Genomic DNA, 26,196 nt, shown 5'->3' with positions numbered 1-26,196 from the left:
TGAAAGAGTGAAATGACCATGCCGACCCGCCGCCACTTCATCCGGCAGCTTTCCATCGCCAGCAGCCTGGGCCTGATCGCCAGTGCCGGGCTGAACCCCTTGCGCGTCTTCGCCGCCGACGAGGACGACTGGTTCATGCCCGACGAGGGCGAACGCCAGCGTCATGCCTGGATCGCCTTCGGCGCCCAGGAGGCGATCTGGGAGGACTTCACCGGTGATGTGCAGGAGGCGCTTGGCCGGATCGCCCGCGCGATCGCCCGGTTCCAGCCGGTCACCGTGCTGTGCCGCAGCGACGAGCGCGAGCTGGCCGAGGAGCTGTGCGGTGGCGCCAATGTGCGCTTCCTGGAGACCGCGCTGGACGATATCTGGATGCGCGATATCGGCGCCAACTTCCTTACCACCGAGGACGGCGGCCTGACCGCGCTGGACTTCAATTTCAATGGCTGGGGCGGCAAACAGCAGCATGGGAAGGATGCCCGGGTCGCCGCGTTCATGGCTCGCGACGTCGGTGCGCGTTACCTGCGCAGCGAGCTGGTGGGCGAGGGCGGCGGCATCGAGGTGGACGGGCACGGTACCGGGATCATGACCGAGAGCTGCTGGGTCAATGGCAACCGCAATCCCGACTGGACCCGGGCCGAGGTGGAGGAGGAACTGAAGGCTTGTCTGGGGTTGCGCAAGATCATCTGGCTGCCGGGGATTCGCGGCAAGGACATCACCGATGCCCATGTGGATTTCTATGCGCGCTTCGTCAGTCCCGGGGTGGTGGTGGCCAACCTGGATACCGATCCGGACTCCTATGACCACGCGGTGACGCAGCGGCATCTGGAGATCCTGCGCAACGCCACCGATGCCGATGGGCGCAGGTTGAAGGTGCATGTGCTGTCGCCGCCGTTGAAGCCGCGGCGCAGCAGGTTCAATCGCGACAACCCGGATTTTGCCGCGGGGTATATCAACTACTTCGTGATCAATGGCGCGGTGATCATGCCGCAGTTCGGTGATGCAGAGGCGGACCGCAAGGCCAGGGATCTACTTGAAGAGCTGTATCCGGACAGGGAGATCGTGGCGCTGGATATCGATGCGATCGCGGCGGGTGGTGGTGGGATTCACTGTGTGACGCATCAGTTGCCTTGGGTCTGACTGGGGATCTTCGTTGTTCTTGAGGGCCTCATCGCGGGCAACGCCCGCTCCCACAAGGTTCGGCGGCGCCGCCGAATCTTGTGGGAGCGGGCGTTGCCCGCGATGAGGCCCGGAAGATCAATGAAGATCCGGGACTTAATTCCCGGTTAATCACGGCTTCGGACAATGCGCGGGCAACTGATTATCGTTATCCACGCAAAGGTTTTCCCACATGTCCGTTCTCAAAGCCGCAACCCTGTCCATCCTCTTTGCCCTGCCGGTCCTGGCCCATGCCGAAGGCGGCAGCGACCGGGTCAACGAATGGCACGCGCAATTCCAGCAGGCACAAAAAGAGGCACCGCAACAGGCGGTCGCCGACAAGAAAGCCGAGTCGAGCAAGCGCGACTCCTGATCCGCAAAGGGCCTGCATCCGCAGGCCCTTTTTCATTCACAGGTCATACCGCACGCTCAAGGTAATGGTCCTCGGATCGTTCACCGAGTAATACGCGGTGCTGCTCGCCGCCGAGTAGGCGATGCTCTGCGGATAGGCCCGATTGAGCAGGTTCTTCACCGCCAGGGTGGTGGTCCAGTGACCATCGCCGCTGCTGTAGCTGGTGTTGGCGTTCCAGAAGCTCTGTTGCGGCACTTCGTAGATTTCCCCGTTCACCGCATTGGCATAGGACCGGGTCTGGAACTGCCAGTCGGTGCCCGCCACCAGTGCCCCCGGCAGGTCCACCGGGACGGTCCAGTTCAGGCCCAGCGCCAGGTTCCAGCGCGGGGCGAAGACCATCCGGTTGCCATCGGCGTCCACCCCCGGTCCCGCGGCGTTCTTGAAGTCGTCGTACTGTGCTTCGAGGTAGCCGAGATTGGCACTGAGGGTCAGGTCGCGGCTGAGCAGGGCGGTATTCTCCAGTTCCACCCCGTAGCTGTGCGCGCTGCCGACGTTGGTGCGCAGGTTGGCGCTGATCGCCGGGTCCCAGGCGTTGGTCTGCAGGTCCTTGTAGTCGTTGTAGAACACCGCCATGTTGCTGCGCAGACGTCCGCCGAGATAGTCGCCCTTGAGCCCGGTCTCGTAGGTGATGACGTTTTCCGGGTCGAAGCCCTGCAGGGCGGCCAGGCGGGTCGGCGCGCGGTTGTCGAAGCCGCCGGCCTTGAAGCCCTTGGCCACGTAGCCGTACTGGATCAACTCGTCGCTCCAGGCATATTCCAGGCCCAGCTTGGGGCTGAACGAGGCCCAGCTTTCGCTGGTCTCGGCGCTGAAGTTGAGGCCGGTGATCTGCCGCGCGGTGGTGATCCGGTAGTTGTTGTAGTCGAAGTTCTTGTGTTCGGCGGTGTAGCGCAGGCCGGCGGTCAGCGACAGGCGCGAGGTCAGCTTGTAGGTGCCCTGGCCATACAGCGCGTAGCTCTCGGTGTCGGTGGTGCTGTACTGGCCGCTGGCATTGACCCGGTCGGCCGCCACCGAATAGGTGAGGCTGTCGCGCTCGGCGCGGAAACGCTCCTTGTACAGGTAAGCGCCGAGGGTGAAGTCGAGGCGCTCGTAGTCGCCGTTGAGCTGGAATTCCTGGGTGGCGTAGCGCTGCTTGTAGCGGATCAGGTTGTTCTGCGTGGGCGCGGCGTTGCCGACGTTGGCTTCGCCGGAGTTGTCGTAGTTCACCGGCTGGTCGAACGCCGACCAGCCGGTGACCGATTTGAAGCTCAGCTGGTCGTCGAAGTGGTAGATCGAACGCAGCACCGCGCTGCCCTGGTCGAGGCGGTTCTTCGGGTTGAGGCTGCTGTAGGTCTTGAACTTGTCGAAGTGGCTGTTGGCCGGGTCGAACGGGGTGTAGCTGGTGGTGTCGCCGCGGTCGAAGGTGCCGGCCAGGGTCAACTGGGTGTCCCACGCCGAGTCCACCGGGGCCAGGCGCAGCTTGCCGCGATAGGACTGGATATCGACGCTGTTGACGTCCTTGTGGCGGGTGCGGTTGTACACCGTGCCGTCGCGGCTCAGGCGCAGGGCCGAGAAGCTGGCGAACAGGGTGTCGTCCACCAGCGGTCCGCTGACCAGCAGGCGGCCGTTGCGGGCGTCGTAGTTGCCGGCGCCGAGTTCGACGAAGGCGCGGGTCTTCTGGTCCGGGTCGCGGGTGATCACGCGGATCGCCCCGGCGGCGCTGTTGCGCCCGTACAGGGTGCCTTGCGGGCCGCGCAGGACCTCGACGCGCTCGACATCGTTGAAGTCGAGCATCGAGGAAATCGCCCGCGGGATGTACAGGTCGTCGGCGTACACCGCCACCGCCGCTTCCTGGATCGGGTCGGTCTCGCCGATGCCACGGATGCCGTAGGTCTGCGCGCTGTAGGAGATCGACTGGCGGCTGAGGGTCAGGTTGGGCACGCGCCCGGAGAGGTCGCGGATGTTGTTGATCTGCTGGTCGCGCAGGGTGTTTTCGTCGAAGGCGCTGATCGCCAGCGGGGCTTTCTGCAGGTCTTCCTGACGGTGCTCGGCGGTGACGGTGACGCTGGGCAGGCGGTCTTCCCTGGGTGGCTCGGCGGCGGCGAGGGTGGTCAGGGGCAAGGACAGCAACAACGGAGGGAGGGCGTGGCGCAAGGCGGGTCTGGGCATGATCGGTTTCCGGCTGTTCTGGGGGCCTCCCTGGGTGGGGGCGGTAGTCATCTGGGCCTGCTTTGCAGGCCTTCGCGGGCAAGCCACGCTCCTACGAGGAGAGCGCGTATCCCGTAGGAGCGTGGCTTGCCCGCGAAGGACCGCAAAGCGGTCCCCTTGCACATCACTGCTTGTAGTCATCCCCCTCCCGGTCCAGCTGGCGGATCAGCGCATCCCAATGCCGCTGGATCCCCGGATTGTTGCCATCGAGGAAGGCCGCGCTCTGCTGCTTCACTTTCTCGATCGCCGCCTCCGGCGCGAACAGCAGGTCGGCATTGCCCCCGGCCTGCGCGGCGATCTGGATATTGCAGGCCCGCTCCAGTCCATGCAGCTCGCGGAAGGCATGCTCGACACTGCTGCCGCCGGTCAGCAGCCCGTGATTGCGCAGGATCAGGATATTGCTGTCGCCCAGGTGGGCGACCAGGCGCTGCTGTTCATCCAGGTCCAGCGCCACCCCCTCGTAGGTGTGATAGACAACCCGGCTGTAGTAGGCCAGCGCATGCTGCGACAGCGGCAGCAGGCCATCGCGCTGCGCCGACACCGCCGCGCCGTCGCGGGTGTGGGTGTGCAGCACCGCCTTGAGGTCCGGGCGGGCGCGGTGGATGGCGCTGTGGATGACGTAGCCGGCCTGGTTGATGCCCAGCCCCAGCGGGTCGTCGATGAGGGTCCCGTCGACATCCACCTTGACCAGGTTGGAGGCGCTGATTTCATCGAACAGCAGGCCGTAGGCATTGATCAGGAAATGCTCGTCCGGCCCCGGCACCCGCGCCGAGAAGTGCGTGTAGATATGGTCGGTCCAGCGAAACAGCGCGGCCAGGCGGTAGGCGGCGGCGAGCTTGACCCGCACCTCCCATTCTTCGGCGCTGACCCGCTGGCGCACGCTGGCAGGATCGGAGGAAACGGGCAGAACGGATACGGCAGTCATTGCGGTGCTCCCCACGCGCCAGGGGCGCGTTCAAGTTCGGTGAAAAGTCAGTAGCCGCGCTGGTGGTCGACCAGGTTGCGCAGTGGCTGGCCCTGGTGATAACGCTGGAAGTTGTCGGCGAAGTCCTCGGCGAAGCCACGGATGCCCTCGGTGGAAATCGCGCAGGTGTGCGGCGAGATGAACACCCGCGGATCGCGGTACAGCGGGTGGCCGGCCGGCAGCGGTTCGGGTTCGGTGACATCCAGGGTGGCGCGGCCGATGCGCCCGGCCTCCAGTGCTTCGACCAGCGCCTGCTGGTCGAGCAGGCCGCCGCGGGCGATGTTCACCAGGTGCAGGCCGGGTTTGGCGCTGGCCAGCACCTGGCGATCGATCACGCCACGGGTCTGCGCGGTGAGTGGCGCGGCCAGGACCAGATGGTCGGACTCGGCGAACAGCTGATGGATATCCGCCACGGCCTGCACCGGCACGCCGGCCTCCAGCGCTTGCCCGGGGCGGCCGAGGGCGATCACCCGCAGGCCCAGCGCCGTGGCCTTGGCCGCCAGGGCCCGACCGATGCTGCCCAGGCCGAGGATGCCGAGGGTCTTGCCGCGCACCGGTTGCAGCGGGCTGAAGGTCCAGTCGTCGTCCTTGACCCAGATGTTCGGCAACTGCTTGGCCGCGGAGAAGATCGCCGCCAGGGCGAACTCGGCGACCTGCTCGGCATTGCTGCCCTTGCCGCTGGTGACCGGCGGGCCCTGGAACAGCCAGTCCGGGTAGAAGTCGATGCCTGACGACACCAATTGCACCCAGCGCAACGACCATGGCCAGCCGCGCGGCGCTTCGTCGACACGGCGCCCGCGCACGTTGACCGGGCGCACGATCAGCACGTCGGCGCGCTCGGCATTGAATTGTTCGGGGGCCAGGTCGATCACCCGGTGTCCGGGCAGACGCTGGCGCAGCAGCTCGTTGGCCTGGGCATCGAGCTGGCTGGCGATCACGCTGATGGCGCTCATGAGGCGACTCCTGCATCGAGGGCAGCGCGACCGCTGCCGTGGAAGACCACGTCGTCCTGGGGGGTATGGATACGTGCGCAGAGCACGTCGCGGTAATGCCGCTCCAGCGGGTTGTGCCGCGACAGACCGGGATTGCCGGTGGCCTCGATGGCCAGCTCCACCGCCTGGATGGCGTTCTGCGTGACCAGTTGCTTGAGCTGCCCGGCGTTGCCCGCGTCGACCAGGCCGGCGGCGGCAGAGTCGAGCAGGTTGCGGTTGGCGAACAGCAGGGTGTCGATGCGCCCGACCCGTTCCTGGAAGCGCGGCAGGCTGGCCAGCGGCTGGCCGAGGTTGGATGGCACCCGCTCGCGCAGGAAGGTCACCAGCCAGTCACGGGCGGCCTGGGCCACGGCGTCGTAGATGCTCGACAGCAGCACCGCCATCCACACCAGGCTTTCGCCGTCCAGTTCAGGGCGCGGCGCGCTGGCCGGGCTGACCGCCACGGCGTGCTCCAGCGGCAGCAGGACGTCGTCGAACTCGACCCGGTGGCTGCAGGTGGCGCGCATGCCGAGGTGGTCCCATTCATCGACGATGCGGATGCCGGGGGTGTCCTTGTGCACCAGGAAGCCGCCGACCAGCGGATCGGCATCGTCGCTGCGCGCCCACACCAGGTACCAGGTCAGGCCATGGCTGCCGGTGGAGTACAGCTTGGTCCCGGACAGCCGCCAGCCCTCGGCGGTGCGCCGCGCCACGGTCGCCGGCAGGCCGCCGCGAGCCGGGGTACCCAGCTCCGGTTCGACCCGGAAGGCGTTGATCAGCGCGCCGTGCTCCACCGCCTCGCGGGCCAGCCGCTCGCGCAGCGGGGCTGGCCAGCGCAGGTCATCCTGCAGGCGGAAATGCTGCAGGTACTGCATCACCAGGATCAGCGCGGTAGAGGGTTCGCCCTTGGCCACCGCGCTGACCACCTTGCGCGCGGTGGGCAGGTCGGCGCCGCCGCCACCGAGCGCCGCGGGTACCGTCAGGGCGAGCAGGCCATGGCGTTGCAGCAGTTCGAAATTGGCCGCGGGAAAGGCGCCGCTGCGGTCGAAACCGGCGGCGCTGGCCGCCAGCTCCCGGGTGATGTTCGCAAGGACCGGGTCCAGGCCGGAAGGAGGGCTGTCCGGTACGGACGGCCGGTGCAGCGGGACAGCAGCGGAAGACTGGCTCATCGGGCACTCATCGCATAAGACGCTGGGGGCGCCCCTGCGGAGCGCCGTTGGCCCGCCCTGGACAGCGGATCCATGCCGGCGGGGCTTATGACCGTATGCGTTGGATAGTGCTATGTAAAATTCTTTATGGTTCTAAGCTAATGGCGATAATGAAAAATTGTTCGCATATTAGGTTATGACCAAAATGCATTTCACTGATTATTCGCGGCTCGCTACAGTCAGCTCACATTCGCCACGCCGCGGATGGAACCCAGAACCTGACAACAGGCTGCCGTCCAGCCTTGAGGAGCGTCGCGATGATCCCCTTCACCCGAATCCTGGCCCTTGGTGCCGCCTTGCTGCTGGCGAGCCCGGGTTTCGCCGCCGAGCGCGTCGAACTGCGTGTCGGCGACCAGAAAGGCAACATGCGCGCCCAGCTGGAGGCCGCCGATGAGCTGCGCGACCTGCCGTACGACATCCGCTGGGCCGAGTTTCCCGCCGCCGCGCCGCTGGCCGAAGCGTTGAACGCCGGCGCCATCGATGCCGGGATCATCGGCGATGCGCCGCTGCTGTTCGCCCTGGCCTCGGGCGCGCAGGTCAAGGCCATCGCTGTCGACAAATCCGATCCCTACGGCATCGCGGTGCTGGTGCAGCCGGCTTCGCCACTGCGCAGCGCGGCGGAGCTGAAGGGCAAGCGCATCGCCACCGGGCGCGGTTCCATCGGGCATTTCGTGGCGCTCAAGGCCCTGGCCAGCGCCGGGCTCAGCGAGAAGGACGTGGAGTTTCGCTTTCTCGGCCCGGTGGACGCCAAGGTCGCCCTGGCCAATGGCTCGGTGGACGCCTGGTCGACCTGGGAACCCTACACCGCGCTGGCCGAGCTGAGCGGGCAGGGGCGGGTACTGGTCAACGGCCGCGGCCTGTCCAGCGGCAACAGCTTTCTCGCCGCCACCGACAAGGCCCTGGCCGACCCGGCGCGGCGTGCCGCCCTGCAGGATTACCTGAGCCGTCTGGCCAGGGCCGAGGACTGGGCCAAGCGCAATATCGACAGCTATTCGAAAAACCTCGCGCAGATCATCGGCTTCCCGGTGGAGGCCGCGCGCCTGCAGTACGAGCGGCGCCAGGCGCGCTGGCAGGCGCTGGACAGCACGACCATCGCCGAGCAGCAGGCCACCGCCGACTTCTACCAGGCCCACGGCCTGATCGCCGAGCGCCTCGATGTGGCGCCGACCTTCGCCAGCGGTTTCGTGCTGCCTGGCAGCGCACAACTCACCAAGACCCCCTGATCCGGAGCGTTTCCCATGATTCCTTTCAAGCGTCTGTACCGGCTCGCCGCCGCCGTGGTGCTGGGCGCCAGCCTTGCCGGCACCGCCAGTGCCGAAGCCCTGCGCATCGGCTACCAGAAGTCCTCGACCCTGCTGACCCTGCTCAAGGCCCAGGGCAACCTGGAACAACAGCTCAAGGCCCAGGGCATCGACGTCACCTGGCACGAGTTCGCCAGCGGCCTGCCGCTGCTGGAGGCCCTCAACCTGGGCAATGTCGATGTGTCCGCCGATGTCGCCGATACCGTGCCGGTGTTCGCCCAGGCCGCCGGGGCGAAACTGACCTACTTCGCCCGGGAGACGCCATCGCCGCTGGCCCAGGCCATTCTCGTGCCGGCGGATTCGGCGCTGCGGAACCTCGCCGACCTCAAGGGCAAGAAGATCGCCGTGACCAAGGCCGCCGGCAGCCATTACCTGCTGATCCAGGCGCTGGCCAAGGCCGGCCTGAACTTCAGCGACATCCAGCCGGCCTACCTGATTCCGGCGGATGGCCGCGCCGCGTTCGAGAACCGCAAGGTGGATGCCTGGGTGACCTGGGACCCCTACGTCGCCAGCGCCCAGCGCCAGCAGCATGCCAAGGTCCTCAGCGACGGCCAGGGCCTTTCCAGCTACCAGCGTTACTACCTGGCCTCCAGCGACTACGCCAAGGCCCATCCCGAGGTGCTGAACACCCTGTTCACCGCGCTGAGCGGGGCGGGCAAGTGGCTCAAGGCCAACCCGACCGAGGCCGCCAGGGTCCTCGGCCCGCTGTGGGGCAACCTCGATGTGGCGACGGTCGAGCAGGCCAATGGCCGACGCAGTTATGATGTGCAGCCGGTAGGGGCCGACAACCTCGCCGAACAGCAGCAGATCGCCGATGTGTTCTTCGCCCAGGGCCTGCTGCCGCGCAAGATCGACGCCAGTGCCGTGGAGCTGTTCCAGCCCCGTGTGCGCTGAAGCCGTCACCGAATACAGGCTGCCGGCGCCGTTCGCGGTGTCGGCGGCCTTCGCCGTTTCGACAAAGGAGTGATTCATGGAAAAGCGTCAACTGGGCAACAGCGGCATCGCCGTCAGCGCCATCGCCCTCGGCACCATGACCTGGGGTGAGCAGAACAGCGAGTCCGAGGCCTTCGAGCAGATTCAGGTGGCGCGCGAGGCCGGGATCAACTTCATCGACACCGCGGAGATGTACCCGGTGCCGCCGATCGCGAAAACCTACGGCGAAACCGAGCGCATCATCGGCAACTACTTCGCCCGTTTCGGTGGTCGCGAGCAGTGGGTGCTGGCGAGCAAGGTCGCCGGCCCGCAGCGTATCGAGCATATCCGCGGCGGCACGGCGCGGCTGGACCGGGCCAATATCACCGCGGCCCTGGAGGACAGCCTCAAGCGTCTGCGGACCGACTATCTGGACCTCTACCAACTGCATTGGCCGGACCGCCAGACCAACTTCTTCGGCCAACTGGGCTACGTGCACGACGCCAACGACGAAGCGGTCGCCATCGAGGAGACCCTCGAAGTGCTGGATGATCTGGTCAAGGCCGGCAAGATCCGTCATATCGGCCTGTCCAACGAAACCCCGTGGGGCGTGGCGCGCTTCCTGCACCTGGCCGAGACCCGTGGCTGGCCGCGGGCGGTGTCGATCCAGAACCCCTACAGCCTGTTGAACCGCAGCTACGAAGTGGGCCTGGCGGAGATCTCCATTCGCGAGAATGTCGGCCTGCTGGCCTATTCGCCGCTGGCGTTCGGCGTGCTGTCGGGCAAGTACCTCAATGGCGCGCAGCCGCCGAAAGGGCGCCTGACCCTGTTCGACCGCTTCCAGCGCTACAACAACCCGCAGGTCGAGCGCGCCACCGCGGCCTACGTGGCGCTCGCCCGCGAGCATGGTGTGGATCCGGCGCAGCTGGCGCTGGCCTATGTCACCAGCCGGCCGTTCCTGACCAGCAACATCATCGGCGCGACGACGCTGGAGCAACTGCAGAGCAATCTGGCCAGTGTCGAGGTGCAATTGACCGAGGAATTGCTGCAGGGGATCGAGGCGATCCATGTGCAGCAGCCGAATCCGGCGCCTTGATCCGATAATCCGGGGCCGCTTTGCGGCCCTTCGCGAGCAAGCTCGCTCCCACAAGGGATTGGCATGCACCGAACCACTGTGGGAGCGAGCTTGCTCGCGAAAGGCTGCAAAGCAGCCCCCTTATCTCACCACTGGTAACTCACCTCGGCCACCACGCTGCGTCCCTCGCCCATGTTGCAGGCCAGGGAGAAGAAGCATGAAGCGACGTAGTACTTGTCGGTCAGGTTGTTGACGTTGACGCTGGCCTTGACCCCTTGCAGCGTCGGGTCGAGTTTGCTCAGGTCGTAGCGCACGGCCGCGTCGTACAGGGTGTAGGACGGCACCTCGAAGGTATTCAGCGCGTCACCGTAGGTGTAGCCGGTGTAGCGCGCGCCGATGCCGATGCTCAGGCCCTGCAGGGGATCGAACGGAACGCTGTAGTCGGCCCAGATCGAGGCCAGTTTCGCCGGCACCTTGAACGGTTGCTTGCCCTGGTTGCCGTCGTTGCTCTTGGTCACTTCCACATCGCTGTAGGAAAGCGAGCCGGTGAGCTTCAGGTCCTCGGCCACGGTGGCGATCGCTTCCAGCTCGACGCCTTTGGAGCGGATCTCGCCGGTCTGGATGCTGTAGCGTTCGTTCAGCGGATCGTTGGTGATCGCGTTTTCCTTGCGCAGGTCGTACAGCGACAGGGTGATCTGGGTTTCGCTGCCCGGCGGCTGGTAACGCACGCCAACCTCGTACTGCTTGCCACGTTCCGGTTCGAAGTTCTTGCCGCCGCGCTCCGGCGCACTGCTGCCGGTCACCGGGTTGAACGACTCGGCATAGCTGACATACGGCGCGAAACCGTTGTCGAACAGGTACACCAGGCCGGCGCGGCCAGTGAAGTCATCCCAGTCCTGATCGGCGGTTTCCGTGCCGGTCCAGCGGTCGGTCGTGCGACTGCGGGCATAGTCCTGGCGCCCGCCGAGGGTCATGACCCAGCGATCGTATTTGAGCTGGTCCTGGAAGTAGTAGCCCAGTTGAGTGGTGCGCTGGCGGTTGTTGACCCAGGCGGTGTACGCCGAGGTATCCACCGCCGCGCCGTACACCGGGTCGAACACGTTGAGCGGGGTGGCGTTGCCCCATTTCTCGTTGCGCACCGAGCGGCTCCAGCTGTAGTCGACGCCCAGCAGCGTGGTGTGTTGCACGGGGCCGGTGGCGAAGCGCGCCTGCAACTGGTTGTCCAGCGCCAGGTGTTCGCCATAGGCATGGCGGAGCTGGTAGTTGCGCCTGATCGAGGCGTTGGGCACGCCGTCGCTGCCGGTCACCAGGCCGCTGACCCGGGCCAGGTAGTTTTCCTGGTTGTCGTAGTCGCTGAAACGCAGGTTCTGCCGGAAGGTCCAGGTGTCGTCGAAGGCATGGCTGAATTCATAGCCCACCGAGGTGCTTTCCACTTCCTCGAAGTCGAAGTCCGGTTCGCCGATGAAGCGTTCCATCGGCACCTTGCCGTAGGGGCTGCTGCCGTTCACCGCGGCCCAGGGAATATTGCTCGGGGCCAGGGCCTTGTTCTTCTGGTAGGAGGCCAGCAGCGTCAGGCTGGTGTATTCGTCGGGGCGCCAGGTCAGGCTCGGCGCGACATAGGCGCGGTCGTCGGCGGTGTGGTCGTAGGCGCCGTCCGCCTCGCGACCGAGGGCGACGAAACGGTAGCTCAGGGTCTCGCTGAGCGGGCCGCTGGTGTCCAGGGTCAGTTGCCGGCGGTGGTTGTTGCCGAAGGACAGGCCGACCTCGCCGCGCTCGTAGTCGGTCGGGCGCTTGGAGATCGTGTTGACCATACCGCCCGGTTCGCTCTGGCCGTAGAGGATCGAGGTCGGACCCTTGAGTACCTCGACCCGCTCCAGGCCGTAGGGCTCCTCGCCGAACATGCCGAAGAAGCCCAGCGGCCGCAGGCGCAGGCCATCACGGTAGGTCAGGGAAATCGCATAGCCGCGCAGGAAGATATTGTCCGCCGCGTTGTTCGCGCCGCCGCCGTCGGTGCGTACGCCCGAGGTGTAGCGCAGTACTTCGTCGAGCCGCTGGGCACCCATGTCGTCCATGCGTTCGCGGGTGATCACGGAGATTGCCTGCGGGTTCTCCAGTATCGGTGTGTCGGTCTTGGTCGCGGTGGTGGTGCGCCGGGCGATGTAGCCTGCTACCGGTCCCAGCGGGTTGTCTTGGGTCTCCCGCGCCATGACGCTCGTGGCGTCCAGTTCCAGCGCGGTGGAGGCGCCGGCCTGCGGGATCAGGCGATAGCCGCCGCTCGCCAGGGCCACGGCCTGCAGACCGCTGCCGGCGAGCAGTTGCGCCAGCGCCTGCTCGGCACTGAAACGACCCTGCACGGCGTGACTGTGCTTGCCGGCGAGGTCGGCGGGGTTGAAGGCGATGTTCAGGCCGGTCTCGCGGCTCAGTTGGGTCAGGGCCTGGTCGAGGGTGCCGACGGGAATGCTGAAGACCTGCTCGGCTGCCTGCGCGTGGGTCACCAGGGGAAGCGTGGCGGCCAGGCCGAGGGACAGGAAGGCGCTGCGCAACAGGGCGCGCATCGGGGTGGGCGTCGAGGGAATACGGCTGTTCAAGGGTGGTTCTCGTGTGCAGTGTTGGAGGAGTTCTGATCTGTATGCCGGGCCAGATCGAAAACCCCTTCACGACGCGGAGGATTTTTTTCGTGGTGGTTACACGGGCAGCAGGCGTACCCAGTAGCGCGTCAGGCGTTGCAGGTGCAGGCGGTGAGCCTGGGCGATGAAATCGAGGGTGGCGTCCGGGTCGTCCAGCTGGAAATTTCCGCTGACCGGCAGGTTGGCGATTCGCGGATCGCACCCCAGGTAGCCATGGCGATAGCGCGCCAGTTCCGCGAGCACCTCGTGCAGCGGTTGGTTGCGCGCCATCAGCAGTCCGTCGCGCCAGGCCGCGGCTTCGCTGGGCGGCGTGTTCAGGCGGCGCGCTTGTCGGGCATCCAGGCGCCAGCTTTCTCCCGCACGGGCGATGGCATCCTCGCCGCCCTGGGCGGGATGCAGGCGCACGGCGCCCTCCAGCAGGGCCAGGCGCGCGCCATCGTCTTCCAGACGCACGCTGAAGCGCGTACCCAGTGCCTCGAACAGACCGAAGGGAGTGGCGACCCGTAGCGGCCGTTTGCTCGCGGACGCGGAATCGCTGCCGCTGAGCAGGTGGATTTCCCCGCGCAGCAGTTCGATCAGGCGCTGGTTGGCATCGTAGCGAAGGGCAACGGCAGTGTCGGTGTTGAGGTCGATCAGGCTGTCGTCGCTCAGGCGCCATTGCCGGCGTTCGCCGACCCGGGTGCTGTAGTCGGCGTTCAGGCGCTGCCACGGGGCGCTGCCGGCGGCGCCCCAACTGCCGGCCCCGACGATCACGAACAGGCTCAGCAGCTTGAGCATCGTGCGCCGTTGCAGGCGTGCCTCTGGCAGTTTGCGCAGGGTTTGCAGCGCCAGTTGCGGTGGCATGCCGGCGAAGCGCGCGGTCAGGTTCTGGATGCGCTGCCAGGCGCGGGCGTGGTCATCATGCTCGTCGAGCCAGCGCTCGAAGGCTGCGTGGCTGGCCGCGTCGACCGTGTTGTAAGCCAGTTTCACCTGCCAGTCGATGGCCTGCTCGATGACCCGTTCCGGCAGCGCCGGTGCCGTGTCCCGGGTCATGACGGCTGCTCGAAGACCAGCGCATAGCAATGGCGCAGGGCCTTGGCGATATGGCGTTCGACGGTGGACAGCGATACGCCCATCTGCTCTGCGATGCGCGGGCAGCTCATGCCCTCCAGCTGGGCCAGGAGGAAGGCTTCGCGGGTTTGTGGCTTGAGTTGGTCGAGCAGGCGATCGATGGCGATCAGCGACTCGATCACCAGCAGGCTGGTCTCGGGTGAGGGGGCTTCGCCCGCGGGCTGTTGCGCCAGGGTCTGCAGCCAGGCCTGCTCGATATCGCGGCGTCGCCAGAGATCGATCACCAGACCGCGAGCCACCGTGCGCAGATAGGCGCGTGGTTCGTGCATCAGGGTGTGCTGGCGACGGCGCAGGAGACGCACGAAGGTGTCCTGGGCCAGGTCGGCGGCATCGGCGCTGTCGTTCAGGCGGCTGCGCAACCAGCCTTGCAGCCAGCCGTGGTGGTCGAGGTAGAGGCGTTCGATATCGTGAGGGCTGGACTCGCCGGGCATGCAGGCGCCTCCTTTTGCAAGTGATAAGTCGAATCATTATCACTTATGACAAAAGGTTTCGATAGAGCCTCGTTCAAGGGGCTGGCACCTGTCCGCACAGCCAGTCCTGCAGGCATGTGGCTTGCGCCGACAACGTCCGGCCGGGCGGGTACACCAGGTAATAGGCACGCTCCCCGGTTTCGCCGAAGTCACCGAACGGCGTTACCAGCAGCCCGGTGTCCACATGGCGCCGCACCAACCTGCGGCGACCGATGGCCACCCCGACATGACCCAGTGCCGCCCCGGCGCACAGGTCCGAGCGATCGAAGGTCATGCGCCGCGCGGGCAGCACGTCTTCCAGTCCCGCGGTGCGCGCCCAGGCCCGCCATTCCGCATCGAACGCCGCGTGCTCCCAGGCCAGGGCATCGTGCAGCAGGGTGCAATGGCGCAGATTGCGCGGATCCTCGAACAGGGCGAACTGCTCGGCATAGCGCGGACTGCACACCGGCGTCACCGCCTCATCCATCAAGCGCCGATTGACCAGCCCCGGATACTCGCCACTGGCATACACCAGGGCCAGGTCGATGTTGTGGCTGCGAAAGTCCAGGCGCTCGTTGCCGACCCGCAGGTCCAGGGCAATCTCCGGATAGCGCTGGTGCAGGTCCGCCAGTCGCGGCACCAGCCAGTCGCTGGCGATGGACGGATGGGCATACAGCACCACCGCGCCGGCGACGCCCGCACCGTGCGGACGCAGGGCATCATCGAGGGCGGCGACGGTGTCGCGCAGGATCGCGTAGATCCGCTCGCCTTCGGCGGTCAGGCGGATGCGTCGGGTCAGGCGTTCGAACAGGCGCAGCGACAAAGCCTGCTCCAGCCGGGCGATACGGTGGCTGATCGCGCTGGGCGTCAGGCACAACTCCTCGGCGGCGAGGGCGAAGCTCAGGTGCCGCGCCGCGACGAGGAAGGTGTGCAGGTTGCCGAACTGGCTGTTGTCCAGGCGCGCGGCCAGCAGCGGTGGGAGATTGAGCATCAGCGCGGATCCAGCAGGGCGCGGCCGGTGGCCAGGTAGGCGTCCATCTCCGCGCTGGGCACCATGCTGCCGCCGGTGGCCCAGACCAGATGGGTGGCGTTGGCCATGTGCCGTTCGCTCAGGCCGAGGCGCTGGCGATAACCCTGGCGTTCCTCCAGCACCCGCTGCATGCCCGGCACCCCGGCCAGGGCCGAGGGCTCCAGGCGCAGGCCTGCACAGCGCTCCATCCGGGCCAGCAGGCGATAGAGGTTGTCGTCGCTGACCGTGTAGTAGCCATCGATCAGGCGCTGCATGGTCCGGCCGACGAAGCCCGAAGGACGGCCCACCGCCAGGCCGTCGGCGGCGGTGGCATTGTCGATGCCGAAGTCGTAGACCGACACCGCCTCGTGCAGGCCGGTGTACACGCCGAGCAGCATGCACGGCGAATGGGTCGGTTCGGCGAACAGGCAGTGCACCGCGTCGCCGAACACCTGCTTGAGGCCGAAGGCCACGCCGCCGGGACCGCCACCGACGCCGCAGGGCAGGTAGACGAACAGCGGGTGCCCGGCGTCCACCTCGATGCCGGCCTGGCGCAACTGACCCCGCAGGCGCAGGGCGGCAACGGCATAGCCGAGGAACAGCTGGCGGGAATTCTCGTCATCGACGAAATGGCAGAACGGATCGCCTTCGGCCTGACGCCGGCCTTCGGCCACGGCGACGCTGTAGTCGGTGGGGTACTCGATCACCTGCACGCCGTGGGCGCGCAGTTTGTCCTTCTTCCATTGGCGGGCGTCGGCGGACATGTGCACCGTGGCCTGGAAGCCCAGGCGCGCGCTGATGATGCCGATGGACAGGCCGAGGTTGCCGGTGGAACCGACGGCGATGCGGTACTGGCCGAAGAAGGCGCGGGCGGCGTCGCTGTCGAGTTTCGCGTAGTCGTCGCCGGGTTGCAGCAGGCCGGCGTCGAGGGCCAGGCGCTCGGCATGGGCGAGCACCTCGTAGATGCCGCCGCGGGCCTTGATCGATCCGGAGATCGGCAGTTCATTGTCGGCCTTCAGCCATAGCTGGCCGGGGTGGGTGCCGAGTTCGCGCTGCAGGGCGGGCAGGGGATACAGCGGCGATTCGATGATGCCGCCGGCCTCGCGGGTCTGCGGGAAGGCGGACTGGATGAAGGCGGCGAAGCGTTGCAGGCGTGCGCTGGCGTCATCCATGTCGGCGCGGGTCAGGGGCACGTCCGGCAGGGCGTCGGCGACCGCGGCGATGTTGGGGTTGAACCAGGTGGTTTCGTCGAGGGCGACCAGTTCGGCGATGACCGGGTGTTCGGTGCACCAGTCCTGGATTGTCTTGGTGAGAGGCATTGGGTGGCTCCGCGGAGTTTTCGGGGACCGCATTGCGCTCCTTCGCGGTGGTTCGTCACACGACGAGCCACGCTCCTACAAGGGCGGTGAACTGCGCCATTGTAGGAGCTGGCTTGCCTGCGAACGGGCGCGCAGCGGCCGTAATCCAGGCCACCATTTAGCGCGATGGCACGCCACGGAACAAGCGATCATCCGCCCATCACAGATGACCCCAATTCACCCATCAAGCCATTTCCACCTTCGCCACCGGCGCCACCCGCGGCTTGCACAGCGGCAGCAACCGCGAGCTCTCGTAGCGGCTCTCGCGAAACAGCTTCCAGCGCCCGAACAGCCCGTAGACATGCATCACTCGCCCCTGCTCGTGATAGCCCATGCGCAGGTGCAGTTTGAGCGCCGGCACGTTGTGCGTCTCCACCACGTCCACCACCCGGCTGCAGCCGAGCTCGCGCATGGCATTCCACAGGTTGACCTGGGCATCCACCGACAGGCTGCTGCCGAAGTAGGCCGGGATCATTTCGCCACCGAACTCGAAGAAATCGCCGCGCGCCACCGGGAAGGTGCAGCCGTAGTAGTGGCGGTCGTCATAGTCGCGGGTGCTGGCCCAGATGAACGCCACCGCGTCGCCGTCGTCGTCCAGGTACATGTGCCCGACATGTCCCTCGCGGGCCAGTTCGCGCATGGTCTGCACGCGGTCGCCGAAGTGGCGGGCGAAGGCCCCGGCGTTGCCTTCGGTGATGGTCACCAGGCGTACCGGCGGGTGCTCCTTGAGGTTGTGCGCGGCCACCGGGGTGACCAGGTCGCGCTCCATCCACAACAACTCCCAATGGAAGAACACATGGCGCTGCCACAGGGTGACCAGAGTACGGCTCAGGCCTTTGCGGCGGATTCGGGCGAGGATGGTTGGCAGTGCACGCATAAAGCCTCCGACGGGGGTTGTGTCAAGAAAATGAACTTTTTTTCATGTATAGCGCAGCAATTTGCCATCCCGTCAAAATGCCACCGCATTAGTTGTTTCAAGATATTTTCTCATTCAAAATCCCGCTCTATCACGGGCTTATCAGTCGGATGGCAGGTGATCGGAAAAGAAAGTCGGGATTTTGACGATATTCTGGCGCCTGATTTTCCATCAGCCCGAAAAAGCCCTCGCAGAGCGTTTGCGACGTGGGATGGGCTCACGTAGACTCGGCGGCACCCTTTTTCCTACAACGACCGCATGGCACATCCGAACCCCGGGTTCATGGATGCCTTTGTCACGTCCGCGATTCGTCCGTTTCCAGGAGTCTTGTCCACCGCATGCATAGCCCCGAACCCCGCAACGGCAGTTGGCTCAGCGTTTTCGCCCTGGCCCTGGGCGCCTTCATCGTCAACACCACCGAGTTCGTCCCGATAGCGCTGCTCAGCGATATCGGGCGCAGCTTCGACATGCCCAGCGCCCAGGTCGGCCTGATGCTCACCGTGTATGCCTGGGTGGTGTCGCTGACCTCGCTGCCGATGATGCTGCTGACCCGCAATATCGAGCGTCGGCGTCTGCTCGGCCTGCTCTTCGTCCTGTTCATCCTCAGCCATGTACTGTCCGGGCTGGCCACCAGCTTCGGCATGCTGCTGGTCAGTCGGGTGGGCATTGCGCTGGCGCATGCGGTGTTCTGGTCGATCACCGCGTCGCTGGCGGTGCGCGTGGCGCCGCCGGGTCAGCAGGCCAAGGCCCTCGGCCTGCTGGCGACCGGCACCACCCTGGCCATGGTGCTGGGCATCCCGTTGGGGCGGGTGGTGGGGGAGGCGCTGGGTTGGCGTACCACCTTCCTCGGCATTGCCGTGGTTTCGGTGGCGACCCTGCTCTGGCTACTGCGCTCGCTGCCGCTGCTGCCGAGCCAGAACTCAGGCTCCCTGCGCAGCCTGCCCATTCTGCTCAAGCGTCCGGCGCTGATGTCGGTGTACGCCCTGGTGGTGCTGGTGATCACCGCGCAGTTCACCGGCTACAGCTATATCGAGCCGTTCACCCGGGAAGTCGCGGCCATGAGCAGCGAAATGACCACCATCCTGCTGCTGGTGTACGGCGGTGCGGGGGTCTTCGGTTCGCTGCTGTTCAGCCACTTCAGCGAGCGTTTCCCGCGTGGCTTCCTGATCGTTTCGATCGCCGCGCTGGGTGTGTGTCTGCTGCTGCTCCTGCCGCTGGCCGGGGTGCCGTGGCTGCTGTGCGCCCTGTGCGCGCTGTGGGGCATGGCGATCATGTGCTTCAGCCTGGCCCTGCAGTCGAAGGTCCTGCAGTTGGCCTCCGATGCCACCGACGTGGCCATGGCCATGTTCTCCGGGCTGTACAACGTCGGTATCGGCGGCGGCGCGCTGCTGGGCAGCATCGTCGTCAGCCAGGTCGGCCTGTCCGCGATCGGTGCTGTCGGCGGCGCGCTGGCGGTCAGTGGTCTGCTCCTGTGCCTGTACGCCACCTGGCGTTTCTTCGCGGTTCAGCAGGGCCGCAGCGAGCGTTCGCTGAAGTAGCGCTCCAGCGCCGCGGTGGAGGAAGACGCTTCGGCCAGCGCCACGTAGCTGTCCGGACGCAGCAGGTACAAGGCGTTGCGCGCCAGCCCGGCGGCTTCATGGGCCGGGCTCCAGGGGAACACGTGCAGCGGCATCTGCCGCGCCGCGCACCAGCCCGTCAGGTCCTTGCTGGCCAGGCCATAGACATGCACCTGCCAGCAGGGGCGCGCCAGGTCGGCGAAATTGTCGCCCGCTCCATCATGAGCCCAGGGCAGGCGATCGCCGCCATGGACATGCCCGGCGCTGCCGAAACTCAAGGGCATCAGCCGATAGTTGAGGGCGGTCTGCGAGACCGTGCGGAACATGAACGCGCGCACCTTGGCCATCGCCACCAGGCGCGACAGCAGCACCGGTGCCAGGCGGGTGCGCAACAGGTTGGCGATGCGCCCGTTGGCGCTGACGAAGTTGAACACCTGGTCGGTGGTCGCCACCAGGCGCTCGGCGAAGGCCTTGCGCTCGATCTCGTAGCTGGCCAGCAGTTCGTCGCTGGCCTTGCCGTGGAGGACGCTGGCGAGTTTCCAGGCCAGGTTGATGGCATCGCCGATCCCGGTGTTCATGCCCTGGCCACCGGCCGGGCTGTGCACATGGGCGGCGTCGCCGAGGAGAAACGCGTGCTGGTCGCGAAAGTGCGCGGCGACGCGGTGATGCACGCGGTAGGTGGAGAACCAGTTGACCTGCTCCACCTGCACGTTCATGTGCGCCATGGCACGGCTGCTGACGTCCTCGAAACGCAGGTTTTCCGGGTGCTCCGCGCGTTCGTCGCGGACCGTGCCGATCAGCCGCGCGCGGCCCTTGCCGGCCAGCGGGAAGACCGCGAGGAAATCCGCGTCGTCGAGGTCCACATGCAGTTCGCCGTCCAGCGCCGGGCCCGAAGCCTGCACATCGGCGACATAGAACACCTGCTGGTAGGTGCCCCCGGGAAAGCCGATGTCCAGGGCCTTGCGCACCGTCGAACGGGCGCCGTCGCAACCGGCGAGGAAGGCCGCGGCGCAGTCCTCTTCGCCGCCATCGGCGTGGCGCAGGCGGGCATGGGTCTGTTGCTCGTCCTGGTGCAGTTCGAGCAGTTCGGTATTCCACTCGACGCTCACCCCGAAGCCCTGCAGGCGCTCGATCAGCAGTTTCTCGTGTTCGTCCTGGGGGAAGATGTGCAGGAAGGGGTAGGGCGTCAGGCTGGCGCCGATCGTGCCCAGGGACAGCTTCGCCGCCGGCTGGCCCCTGACCCAGAGATTGGCCGCCGGCACCCGGTGACCGCGCTCGACCACGGCATCGGCCAGGTCCAGCTGGCGATACAGCTCCAGGGTCCGCGCCTGGACCGCCAGCGCCCGCGAAGTGGTCCCGGGACCCGCGGCCTTGTCGACGATCCGCACCGCCACGCCGAGCTTGCTCAACCACAGTGCGAGGACCAGGCCCGTGGGGCCGGCGCCGATGATCAGGACTTCTGTGCCATTCATGCCACGCTCTCCCGGTGATGGTCAGGAGAGTGTAGAGGCGGGTATCAGTCTTCGCCGAAACGGTCCAGCAGGAAGTGCCGCACGCTGGCGAGGATTTCTCGCGACAGTTCGTCATCCGCACAGGCCCGGGCCAGGCCGAGGGCGCCGACCATGGCGCTGAAGGCGACGATGGCCTCCTCGCGCTTTTCCCCGTCGACGCCGCCGAGCAGGGCGGCGATGCCCTTGAAGTTGCCGCGCAGCTTGCGTGTGTACAGCTCGCGGGCCTCGCCCTCGACCCGGCCGATATCGCTGACCAGGGCACCGACCGCGCAGCCGGTGCCGACGCCGTCACGGTGTTCGGCGCTGAGGTAGTCGCCGACCATGGCCTGGAAGCTGTGTCGCGCCAGTTTCTCCGGGTTCTCCGAGCGCTTGAAGGCGGCGTCCAGCGCCTCGGCCACCAACTGGTCGCGGGAGTCGAAATGCTTGTAGAAGCCGCCGTGGGTCAGGCCGGCTTCCTTCATCAGGTTGGCGATGCTCAGGCCGTCGAGGCCCAGCTCGCAGAAACGCTCCGCCGCGAGGTTGACGATGCGCTCGTGGGTGTTCTGCTTGCTGGCTTGGGAGTGGCCCATGCTGGTTGTCCTCGTGGCGTGATCCGGGGGCGGATCATAGCACCCGGCCCCCGGAGGCGGTTCACCTCACCAGGTCTCGCCGTACGGGCGCACTTCCGTGAGGAAGGTCCAGGCGCTGCGCGGCTGCTGGATCAGGTGGCCGACCTCGGCGGCGATATCCGCCGGCTGGATGAAGAACTCGTCCGGCTTGGTCGGGTGCAGCTTGCGCGTCCATTCCATGTCGATCACCGCGTCGATCACCAGGTAGGCCACATGCACACCCTTGGGGCCCAGTTCGCGGGCGATGGATTCGCTGAGGATGCGCTGCGCCGCCTTGCTCGGCGCAAACCCGGCGAAATGCGTCCTGCCGCGCAGGGCGGAGGTGTTGCCGGTGACGATGATCGCACCCTGGCCCTTGTCGACCATGGCCGGCGACAGCGCGCGGGCCAGATGCAGCAGGGCCATGACGTTGGTCTGGAAATTGGTGTCCAGGGCCTGCGGGTCGATCTCCATGAAGTTGCCGAAGGTGGCGCCGACCGCGTTGTGCACCAGCACATCGGCGTGGCCGAGGCGGCTGTGGATCTGCTCCAGGGTCTGTTGCAGGCCTTGGCTGTCGGTGACATCGACGGGGAAGGCATGGGTGTCCGGCAGTTCGCTGGCCAGTTGCGCCAGGCGCTCGGCGTTGCGCGCGAGCATCGCCACCCGATAGCCGTCGGCGACCAGACGGCGAACGATGGACGCGCCGGTGCCGGGGCCGACACCGGTGACGATGGCGAGTTTTTTCGTGGTCATGCGTGAACTCCTTTTGCTTGCTGAAGGGCGGCGCGCACGAAGTCGAGCCGGTCGTTGCCGAAATACATCTCGTCGTTGCAGAAGAAGGTCGGTACGCCGAACACACCTTTTTGCACGGCCAGTTCGTTGTTGGCGGCCAGTTGTTCGCGGACTGCCGGGGTGTCGGCGAGGTGCCAGATATCGCTGTCGATCTTCAGGGTGCGCAGGAAGGCGCCGCGGGTGTCGCTGCTGGTGAGGTCGTCGTTGCCGGCCCAGACCGCGGCGAACAGCGCCGGGTGGAAGGTTTCGAAGACCCCGGCCTGCTGCGCGGCGACGGCGGCGCGGACCAGCAGGGCGCCGTCGAAACGACCGGCGCGCATGGCCTGGAACAGACCGCCATTGGGCGCGAACGGCACCTGGTACAGCGCCGCCCAGCGCGCGGCGTCGATGCCGGAGTACTTGAGCTTGGGCGGGCAGGCGGGCGAGGGCTGGTTACCGACCTGCTTCATCACCGCGAGGATATCGATGGGCATGTACTCGACCGGGTGGTCCAGGCCGGGCAGGCGGGTGTTGGCGAGGTAGGCGTAGGGGCTGAGGTAGTCGAAGACGGATTGCAGATGCATGGATCGCGGTCCTGTGTGGGTGGGTGATGGTGTGGATGTTAGTCATCATCCTTTTTGGATGTCAATTGACATCCTCACGATCGGCATGCAGAACCTTCGGTCTGGTCGGGACGGATCGCTGTGATTGCGGTGGTGAATTCAGCGTTGCCCGACGCGAAACCCGTGGGAGCGAGCTTGCTCGCGAATGGCCGCAAAACCTGCATCCGCAGCCTACTTGCCAACCCCGGAATTATCGGTCTGCGAGGCCTTTTCGCGTTGAGCGATAGATGAGGTTTTCACTTCGATGTCTGATTGACGCTTTGGATGCTATCCAGCAGCCGTTGAAGTACCACGCTGAGGCGGCGGGTTGTGTTTTCGGCGCTTATGAATGACAAGGGATCTTGTCTCCCGTCATGTTTCTGCTTAGTGGCGGCAACAATTGGCTTGCCGTTCGCGTCTGACTTGATCGTGAGGAGCCCACGCATGCCAAGGTGGTCCACGAACGCTACGTGCTTGAGGTTCGGAAGAAGTTCCAGACGCAGCAATTCTCGTGATGCCAGCCTGGCTTTACATCCGCAGAAAACTACAAGTTCGGTGACGTGGCGGAGTTCGTCTGCCAGTCGGTGAAGGTTGTCGGTTTGCATCACTTCGGCGTCAGTAGCTTCTGATCTGAATGTCTTTTGGCGATATTCGATCATGTCCCATGCATTCGTGATGGTAACGTGCGCACGCTCGAGCGGTTGCAGGTCGAGCCGCTGCCCAAGTATGGCGAGCAAACGATTCAGATTGCTGCCCGTCACTCCCGCGGCAGGGTGCTTGGCCTGCTCTTCATGGCGGCCGGGGCAGGAGAGGACGAAAGCAACCTTGTTCCTGGAGCCTCGTGAAAAGTGTGCGCTCATGAAACGTACCTGGTTTGTAGCGATTGGAGATTCTGAGTATCCCGGATATTCATGAAGCGTTTTGGGTCGATAACGTCCCTGCGCGAAGGACGGCTATGGGTCGGTTAGCGCCTCTGGATCGGGCTGACCATCCTTGTCCTCCCACACCTGGAGAACAAGCCATGAACGCCATCAGGACCAGCCGCCATCAACCTTGGAACAAAGGAAAATTGGTCGGGCAGAAAGCTCCGCTCCGACTGAAAGATATCTGGGCCATTCGGGTAAGACTCCAAATCGCGGGAGAAACCCGTGATTTAGCTCTCTTCGATCTGGCCATCGACAGCAAGCTACGAGCCTGCGATTTGACCAAGCTTCGCGTACGCGACGTTGCTCATGGGGAGCACGTGTCATCGCGAGCAATAGTGATGCAGCAGAAAACACAGCGACCCGTGCAGTTTGAGATTACAGAGCAAACGCGGCTCGCCCTAGAGGCCTGGATACATCAAGCTCGTCTCCATAGCGAGGATTGCCTTTTTCCAAGCCGGTTACACGCCTCAATGCATCTCTCCACCCGGCAGTACGCCCGAATCCTCAAGGCGTGGGTCAATTCTATCGGCCTTGATCCAGCTATGTACGGCATCCACACAATGAGACGTACGAAGGCATCGCTGATCTATCGCAGGACAAAGAACCTGAGAGCAGTTCAGGCCCTGCTCGGTCATACGAAGCTTGAAAGCACGGTGCGTTACCTAGGTATTGAAGTCGATGACGCCCTGGAGATGGCGGAGCAGACGGAGGTATGAACGCGTACAGCGACGGTCGAGGTATGACCGTCGCTATCCGACCCATAGCTGCCCTTCGCCAAGTGCAGCTATCGGCCAGAAGCGGCCATTGATCATCTGCAAAATCAGGATCTATTCAGACTGGAATGAACGGGCTACTACATTTAGGATCGTCATGCCCCACAAGGAGAACGGGTATGACGATAAACCTGATAGCGTTGGGCTCGAAGTTGTCTCGCTATCGCGAACAGCTTCAGCTGAGTACTGAGGAAGTGAGTTCGGCCATTCGCATCTCTCCCGACCGGTTACGGTCCGTTGAGGCGGGTACTTTGGAGCCCTCGGGCGATGAGGTGCTTATGCTGGCCGATCTCTATCGTTGTGACTTCAAATTCTTCATCTCGAATGAGCAGCTAGCTCCGTTTGAGCAGACGGATATTCTTTATCGCAAGCACGGTAGTGAGTTCACCAAGGACGATCGCAGGGCCATTCAAGAGTTTCTTTACCTCTGCGAAACTGAGCACTTCCTGATGGAGGAGCTGAATGCCACCCATCGCGAGTTCTCGGCACCCCCAGTATCGGGACATTTCAAGACCGACGGGATTAAAGCGGCTGAGGCTTTCCGCCGCTTCAATCAGCACCAGAGCAATGAAGTTCCAAGGGATATTTACAGTGAAATCCGCCAAACAGGCGTGCATGTGTTTCGCCACAAGCTAGGCAATTCCAATATCTCAGGCTTGTTTCTGGCCCATCCCAAGGCCGGCAAATGCATTCTGGTTAACTACAGCGAGGATGTGTATCGGCAGCGATTTAGTGCAGCTCATGAAATGGCACATGCGCTTTTCGATGCGAAGGGTGGCCCCAGCATCACCTATTCCCGCACTGATAAAAACGATTATGTAGAACTGCGCGCAAACACTTTTGCTTCCCGATATCTAATGCCCCCGGAAGTCCTCCGGCAGCTTCCCAATCCCGAGCGATGGACCCCAGCCGACGCCGGGCATTGGGCACAAGAGCTTCGAGTAAGTTGCCATGCCTTAAGCATAGGCCTAAAGGCCGAAAGGCTCGTCAGTGAACACGCATTCCAACGGATCAAATCCGGCCGTGTTCCCCGGACCAGCAAGATTGACCCTGAGCTGCCGGCTCATCTGACAGACCGGCAGCTAGAACGCAAAACGCGTCTATTGGAAAGAGGGCTTTCTAGTAGCTACGTCGCGCTATGTTTGGATGCCGCGAGCCAGGGGCTTATAACTCAAGGCCGCCTAGCTGAGGCACTTCTGTGTGACTCCGCAGAGCTGCAGGGTTTGCTCGCTCTTTACGGGAGGGCGCCCAATGTCGATTGATCCGTCCCGCTTCCACCCCATCAACGTGACAGATACGTGTTCGGTCTGGAATCTCTTATCTTCAGTCACTTTGTACAGAGCTGCGCTCGCCGCTCAATGCCACTTCTGTGTCACCGGTTTCGTGAACTATGAGTGTTTAATCAAGCCTCGCACTTTGCCAACCGCTGTCACCCGTGAGCTTCAACATCGATTGGAAGAGGCGCGTTGCGCCGGCCAGTTCGAAATCCATTCCTGTAACCTAGACGACCTTCAGATCATCAGTATGCTGGAAGGCCGTAAGCGACTGGGTAAGGGCGAGCTGTCATCAATCGCCTTCGCTATGGGCCGCGGCCTAGCTGTGCTAACGGATGACCAAGGGGCAAGGAAGCTATCATCGGCAGCAGGTAACCACCCTACGCAGACGACTCCTCACCTGCACAGCTGGCTGATCTTTACAAGGAAGCTTGATGACTCAGACCACTCGAATGTGCTGAGCCAACACCGTCAAATGGAAGGCAGCCTGGCGCGTCATCTCCAGGATGCGTATTTCCTAGCGCTTCAATGCGCTCGCAACGCGT

23 protein-coding genes are annotated in these 26,196 nt (G+C 65.0%); 8 read left to right on the top strand and 15 right to left on the bottom strand.

What is annotated here, in order from left to right:
* The first annotated feature begins 18 nt into the window (after window positions 1–18).
* On the top strand, window positions 19–1,137 hold the full coding sequence (locus CHB99_RS25050; RefSeq protein WP_042128165.1) for an agmatine deiminase family protein: 1,119 nt from the start codon (window positions 19–21) through the stop codon (window positions 1,135–1,137).
* Window positions 1,138–1,348: 211 nt separating this feature from the next.
* Window positions 1,349–1,528, top strand: a complete 180-nt coding sequence (locus CHB99_RS25045) for a co-regulatory protein PtrA N-terminal domain-containing protein (protein WP_042128133.1) — start codon at window positions 1,349–1,351, stop codon at window positions 1,526–1,528.
* 36 nt (window positions 1,529–1,564) lie between these two features.
* On the opposite strand, the gene CHB99_RS25040 is transcribed toward CHB99_RS25045, so the two are convergent.
* The 4 genes from CHB99_RS25040 to CHB99_RS25025 form a co-directional block, all read right to left on the bottom strand.
* The gene (locus CHB99_RS25040) at window positions 1,565–3,712 is read right to left on the bottom strand and encodes a TonB-dependent receptor (protein WP_042128131.1); all 2,148 of its coding nucleotides are present in this window, start codon (window positions 3,710–3,712) and stop codon (window positions 1,565–1,567) included.
* A gap of 163 nt (window positions 3,713–3,875) precedes the next feature.
* Window positions 3,876–4,676, bottom strand: a complete 801-nt coding sequence (locus CHB99_RS25035) for a class II aldolase/adducin family protein (RefSeq protein WP_042128129.1) — start codon at window positions 4,674–4,676, stop codon at window positions 3,876–3,878.
* A gap of 47 nt (window positions 4,677–4,723) precedes the next feature.
* Window positions 4,724–5,668 carry a D-isomer specific 2-hydroxyacid dehydrogenase family protein gene (locus tag CHB99_RS25030; RefSeq protein ID WP_042128127.1) on the bottom strand — a complete coding sequence of 315 codons (945 nt, stop codon included), beginning with the start codon at window positions 5,666–5,668 and terminating at the stop codon, window positions 4,724–4,726.
* On the bottom strand, window positions 5,665–6,855 hold the full coding sequence (locus CHB99_RS25025) for an acyl-CoA dehydrogenase family protein (RefSeq protein ID WP_084702880.1): 1,191 nt from the start codon (window positions 6,853–6,855) through the stop codon (window positions 5,665–5,667). The genes CHB99_RS25030 and CHB99_RS25025 overlap by 4 nt, the downstream gene beginning before the upstream one ends.
* Before the next feature lie 296 nt (window positions 6,856–7,151).
* Here CHB99_RS25025 and CHB99_RS25020 point away from each other — a divergent pair, with 296 nt between their 5' ends.
* The 3 genes from CHB99_RS25020 (at window position 7,152) to CHB99_RS25010 (ending at window position 10,203) form a co-directional block, all read left to right on the top strand.
* Window positions 7,152–8,117 carry an ABC transporter substrate-binding protein gene (locus tag CHB99_RS25020; protein ID WP_084702878.1) on the top strand — a complete coding sequence of 322 codons (966 nt, stop codon included), beginning with the start codon at window positions 7,152–7,154 and terminating at the stop codon, window positions 8,115–8,117.
* Window positions 8,118–8,132: 15 nt separating this feature from the next.
* Window positions 8,133–9,089: an aliphatic sulfonate ABC transporter substrate-binding protein gene (locus CHB99_RS25015; RefSeq protein WP_042128125.1), complete on the top strand. Its 957-nt coding sequence runs from the start codon at window positions 8,133–8,135 to the stop codon at window positions 9,087–9,089.
* Window positions 9,090–9,165: 76 nt separating this feature from the next.
* Window positions 9,166–10,203 (top strand): NADP(H)-dependent aldo-keto reductase, encoded by a 1,038-nt coding sequence (locus CHB99_RS25010; RefSeq protein ID WP_042128122.1) that lies wholly within the window; start codon window positions 9,166–9,168, stop codon window positions 10,201–10,203.
* Window positions 10,204–10,328: 125 nt separating this feature from the next.
* Here CHB99_RS25010 and CHB99_RS25005 read toward each other — a convergent pair whose 3' ends face one another.
* The 6 genes from CHB99_RS25005 to CHB99_RS24980 all read right to left on the bottom strand — a co-directional run bounded on the left by CHB99_RS25005 (window position 10,329) and on the right by CHB99_RS24980 (window position 17,612).
* Window positions 10,329–12,770 (bottom strand): TonB-dependent siderophore receptor, encoded by a 2,442-nt coding sequence (locus CHB99_RS25005; RefSeq protein WP_141137339.1) that lies wholly within the window; start codon window positions 12,768–12,770, stop codon window positions 10,329–10,331.
* 96 nt (window positions 12,771–12,866) lie between these two features.
* Window positions 12,867–13,841 (bottom strand): FecR domain-containing protein, encoded by a 975-nt coding sequence (locus tag CHB99_RS25000; protein ID WP_042128121.1) that lies wholly within the window; start codon window positions 13,839–13,841, stop codon window positions 12,867–12,869.
* Window positions 13,838–14,350 (bottom strand): sigma-70 family RNA polymerase sigma factor, encoded by a 513-nt coding sequence (locus CHB99_RS24995; RefSeq protein WP_042128119.1) that lies wholly within the window; start codon window positions 14,348–14,350, stop codon window positions 13,838–13,840. Before CHB99_RS24995 ends, CHB99_RS25000 begins: the two co-directional genes overlap by 4 nt.
* Window positions 14,351–14,423: 73 nt before the next feature.
* A complete protein-coding gene (gene dsdC / locus CHB99_RS24990; RefSeq protein ID WP_042128117.1) occupies window positions 14,424–15,359 on the bottom strand; it encodes a DNA-binding transcriptional regulator DsdC in 936 nt (311 codons plus the stop codon).
* Window positions 15,359–16,696: a D-serine ammonia-lyase gene (gene dsdA / locus CHB99_RS24985; RefSeq protein ID WP_042128115.1), complete on the bottom strand. Its 1,338-nt coding sequence runs from the start codon at window positions 16,694–16,696 to the stop codon at window positions 15,359–15,361. Before dsdA ends, dsdC begins: the two co-directional genes overlap by 1 nt.
* Window positions 16,697–16,919: 223 nt before the next feature.
* Window positions 16,920–17,612, bottom strand: coding sequence for a GNAT family N-acetyltransferase (locus tag CHB99_RS24980; protein ID WP_042128113.1), 693 nt, complete (start codon window positions 17,610–17,612; stop codon window positions 16,920–16,922).
* 377 nt (window positions 17,613–17,989) lie between these two features.
* Between CHB99_RS24980 and CHB99_RS24975 the strand changes: the two genes are divergently transcribed.
* Window positions 17,990–19,189, top strand: a complete 1,200-nt coding sequence (locus tag CHB99_RS24975; protein WP_042128111.1) for a sugar transporter — start codon at window positions 17,990–17,992, stop codon at window positions 19,187–19,189.
* On the opposite strand, the gene CHB99_RS24970 is transcribed toward CHB99_RS24975, so the two are convergent.
* The 5 genes from CHB99_RS24970 to CHB99_RS24950 all read right to left on the bottom strand — a co-directional run bounded on the left by CHB99_RS24970 (window position 19,156) and on the right by CHB99_RS24950 (window position 23,538).
* Entirely contained in the window at window positions 19,156–20,679 is a 1,524-nt protein-coding gene (locus tag CHB99_RS24970; RefSeq protein WP_042128109.1) for an FAD-dependent monooxygenase, read from the bottom strand. The genes CHB99_RS24975 and CHB99_RS24970 overlap by 34 nt on opposite strands.
* 44 nt (window positions 20,680–20,723) lie before the next feature.
* Complete coding sequence (locus CHB99_RS24965) at window positions 20,724–21,287, bottom strand: TetR/AcrR family transcriptional regulator (RefSeq protein WP_042128107.1); 564 nt, start codon at window positions 21,285–21,287, stop codon at window positions 20,724–20,726.
* Window positions 21,288–21,353: 66 nt separating this feature from the next.
* The gene (locus CHB99_RS24960; RefSeq protein WP_042128105.1) at window positions 21,354–22,058 is read right to left on the bottom strand and encodes an SDR family NAD(P)-dependent oxidoreductase; all 705 of its coding nucleotides are present in this window, start codon (window positions 22,056–22,058) and stop codon (window positions 21,354–21,356) included.
* Window positions 22,055–22,660 (bottom strand): 2-hydroxychromene-2-carboxylate isomerase, encoded by a 606-nt coding sequence (locus CHB99_RS24955; RefSeq protein ID WP_052419516.1) that lies wholly within the window; start codon window positions 22,658–22,660, stop codon window positions 22,055–22,057. The genes CHB99_RS24960 and CHB99_RS24955 overlap by 4 nt, the downstream gene beginning before the upstream one ends.
* A 275-nt stretch (window positions 22,661–22,935) precedes the next feature.
* The gene (locus CHB99_RS24950; RefSeq protein ID WP_042128103.1) at window positions 22,936–23,538 is read right to left on the bottom strand and encodes a uracil-DNA glycosylase family protein; all 603 of its coding nucleotides are present in this window, start codon (window positions 23,536–23,538) and stop codon (window positions 22,936–22,938) included.
* A 161-nt stretch (window positions 23,539–23,699) separates the two neighbouring features.
* Here CHB99_RS24950 and CHB99_RS24945 point away from each other — a divergent pair, with 161 nt between their 5' ends.
* Complete coding sequence (locus CHB99_RS24945) at window positions 23,700–24,320, top strand: tyrosine-type recombinase/integrase (protein WP_042128100.1); 621 nt, start codon at window positions 23,700–23,702, stop codon at window positions 24,318–24,320.
* Window positions 24,321–24,496: 176 nt separating this feature from the next.
* Window positions 24,497–25,639 carry an XRE family transcriptional regulator gene (locus tag CHB99_RS24940; protein WP_245655648.1) on the top strand — a complete coding sequence of 381 codons (1,143 nt, stop codon included), beginning with the start codon at window positions 24,497–24,499 and terminating at the stop codon, window positions 25,637–25,639.
* Window positions 25,640–26,196 lie beyond the last annotated feature (557 nt).

It is taken from the genome of Pseudomonas japonica (genome assembly GCF_900188455.1).
GTDB classification, from domain to species: domain Bacteria; phylum Pseudomonadota; class Gammaproteobacteria; order Pseudomonadales; family Pseudomonadaceae; genus Aquipseudomonas; species Aquipseudomonas japonica.
This window is presented reverse-complemented; position numbering and strand designations above follow the sequence as displayed.

Coding starts and splice junctions, on each gene's coding strand:
- CHB99_RS24970 (WP_042128109.1), bottom strand. CDS start 20,679: ATGAATGGCACAGAAGTCCTGATCATCGGCGCCGGCCCCACGGGCCTG.
- CHB99_RS24980 (WP_042128113.1), bottom strand. CDS start 17,612: ATGCGTGCACTGCCAACCATCCTCGCCCGAATCCGCCGCAAAGGCCTG.
- CHB99_RS24940 (WP_245655648.1), top strand. CDS start 24,497: ATGACGATAAACCTGATAGCGTTGGGCTCGAAGTTGTCTCGCTATCGC.
- CHB99_RS25045 (WP_042128133.1), top strand. CDS start 1,349: ATGTCCGTTCTCAAAGCCGCAACCCTGTCCATCCTCTTTGCCCTGCCG.
- CHB99_RS25010 (WP_042128122.1), top strand. CDS start 9,166: ATGGAAAAGCGTCAACTGGGCAACAGCGGCATCGCCGTCAGCGCCATC.
- CHB99_RS25015 (WP_042128125.1), top strand. CDS start 8,133: ATGATTCCTTTCAAGCGTCTGTACCGGCTCGCCGCCGCCGTGGTGCTG.
- CHB99_RS25025 (WP_084702880.1), bottom strand. CDS start 6,855: ATGAGCCAGTCTTCCGCTGCTGTCCCGCTGCACCGGCCGTCCGTACCG.
- CHB99_RS24960 (WP_042128105.1), bottom strand. CDS start 22,058: ATGACCACGAAAAAACTCGCCATCGTCACCGGTGTCGGCCCCGGCACC.
- CHB99_RS24975 (WP_042128111.1), top strand. CDS start 17,990: ATGCATAGCCCCGAACCCCGCAACGGCAGTTGGCTCAGCGTTTTCGCC.
- CHB99_RS24945 (WP_042128100.1), top strand. CDS start 23,700: ATGAACGCCATCAGGACCAGCCGCCATCAACCTTGGAACAAAGGAAAA.
- dsdC (WP_042128117.1), bottom strand. CDS start 15,359: ATGCTCAATCTCCCACCGCTGCTGGCCGCGCGCCTGGACAACAGCCAG.
- CHB99_RS25030 (WP_042128127.1), bottom strand. CDS start 5,668: ATGAGCGCCATCAGCGTGATCGCCAGCCAGCTCGATGCCCAGGCCAAC.
- CHB99_RS24950 (WP_042128103.1), bottom strand. CDS start 23,538: ATGAGCGCACACTTTTCACGAGGCTCCAGGAACAAGGTTGCTTTCGTC.
- CHB99_RS25035 (WP_042128129.1), bottom strand. CDS start 4,676: ATGACTGCCGTATCCGTTCTGCCCGTTTCCTCCGATCCTGCCAGCGTG.
- CHB99_RS24965 (WP_042128107.1), bottom strand. CDS start 21,287: ATGGGCCACTCCCAAGCCAGCAAGCAGAACACCCACGAGCGCATCGTC.
- CHB99_RS25020 (WP_084702878.1), top strand. CDS start 7,152: ATGATCCCCTTCACCCGAATCCTGGCCCTTGGTGCCGCCTTGCTGCTG.
- CHB99_RS24995 (WP_042128119.1), bottom strand. CDS start 14,350: ATGCCCGGCGAGTCCAGCCCTCACGATATCGAACGCCTCTACCTCGAC.
- dsdA (WP_042128115.1), bottom strand. CDS start 16,696: ATGCCTCTCACCAAGACAATCCAGGACTGGTGCACCGAACACCCGGTC.
- CHB99_RS25000 (WP_042128121.1), bottom strand. CDS start 13,841: ATGACCCGGGACACGGCACCGGCGCTGCCGGAACGGGTCATCGAGCAG.
- CHB99_RS25050 (WP_042128165.1), top strand. CDS start 19: ATGCCGACCCGCCGCCACTTCATCCGGCAGCTTTCCATCGCCAGCAGC.
- CHB99_RS25040 (WP_042128131.1), bottom strand. CDS start 3,712: ATGCCCAGACCCGCCTTGCGCCACGCCCTCCCTCCGTTGTTGCTGTCC.
- CHB99_RS24955 (WP_052419516.1), bottom strand. CDS start 22,660: ATGCATCTGCAATCCGTCTTCGACTACCTCAGCCCCTACGCCTACCTC.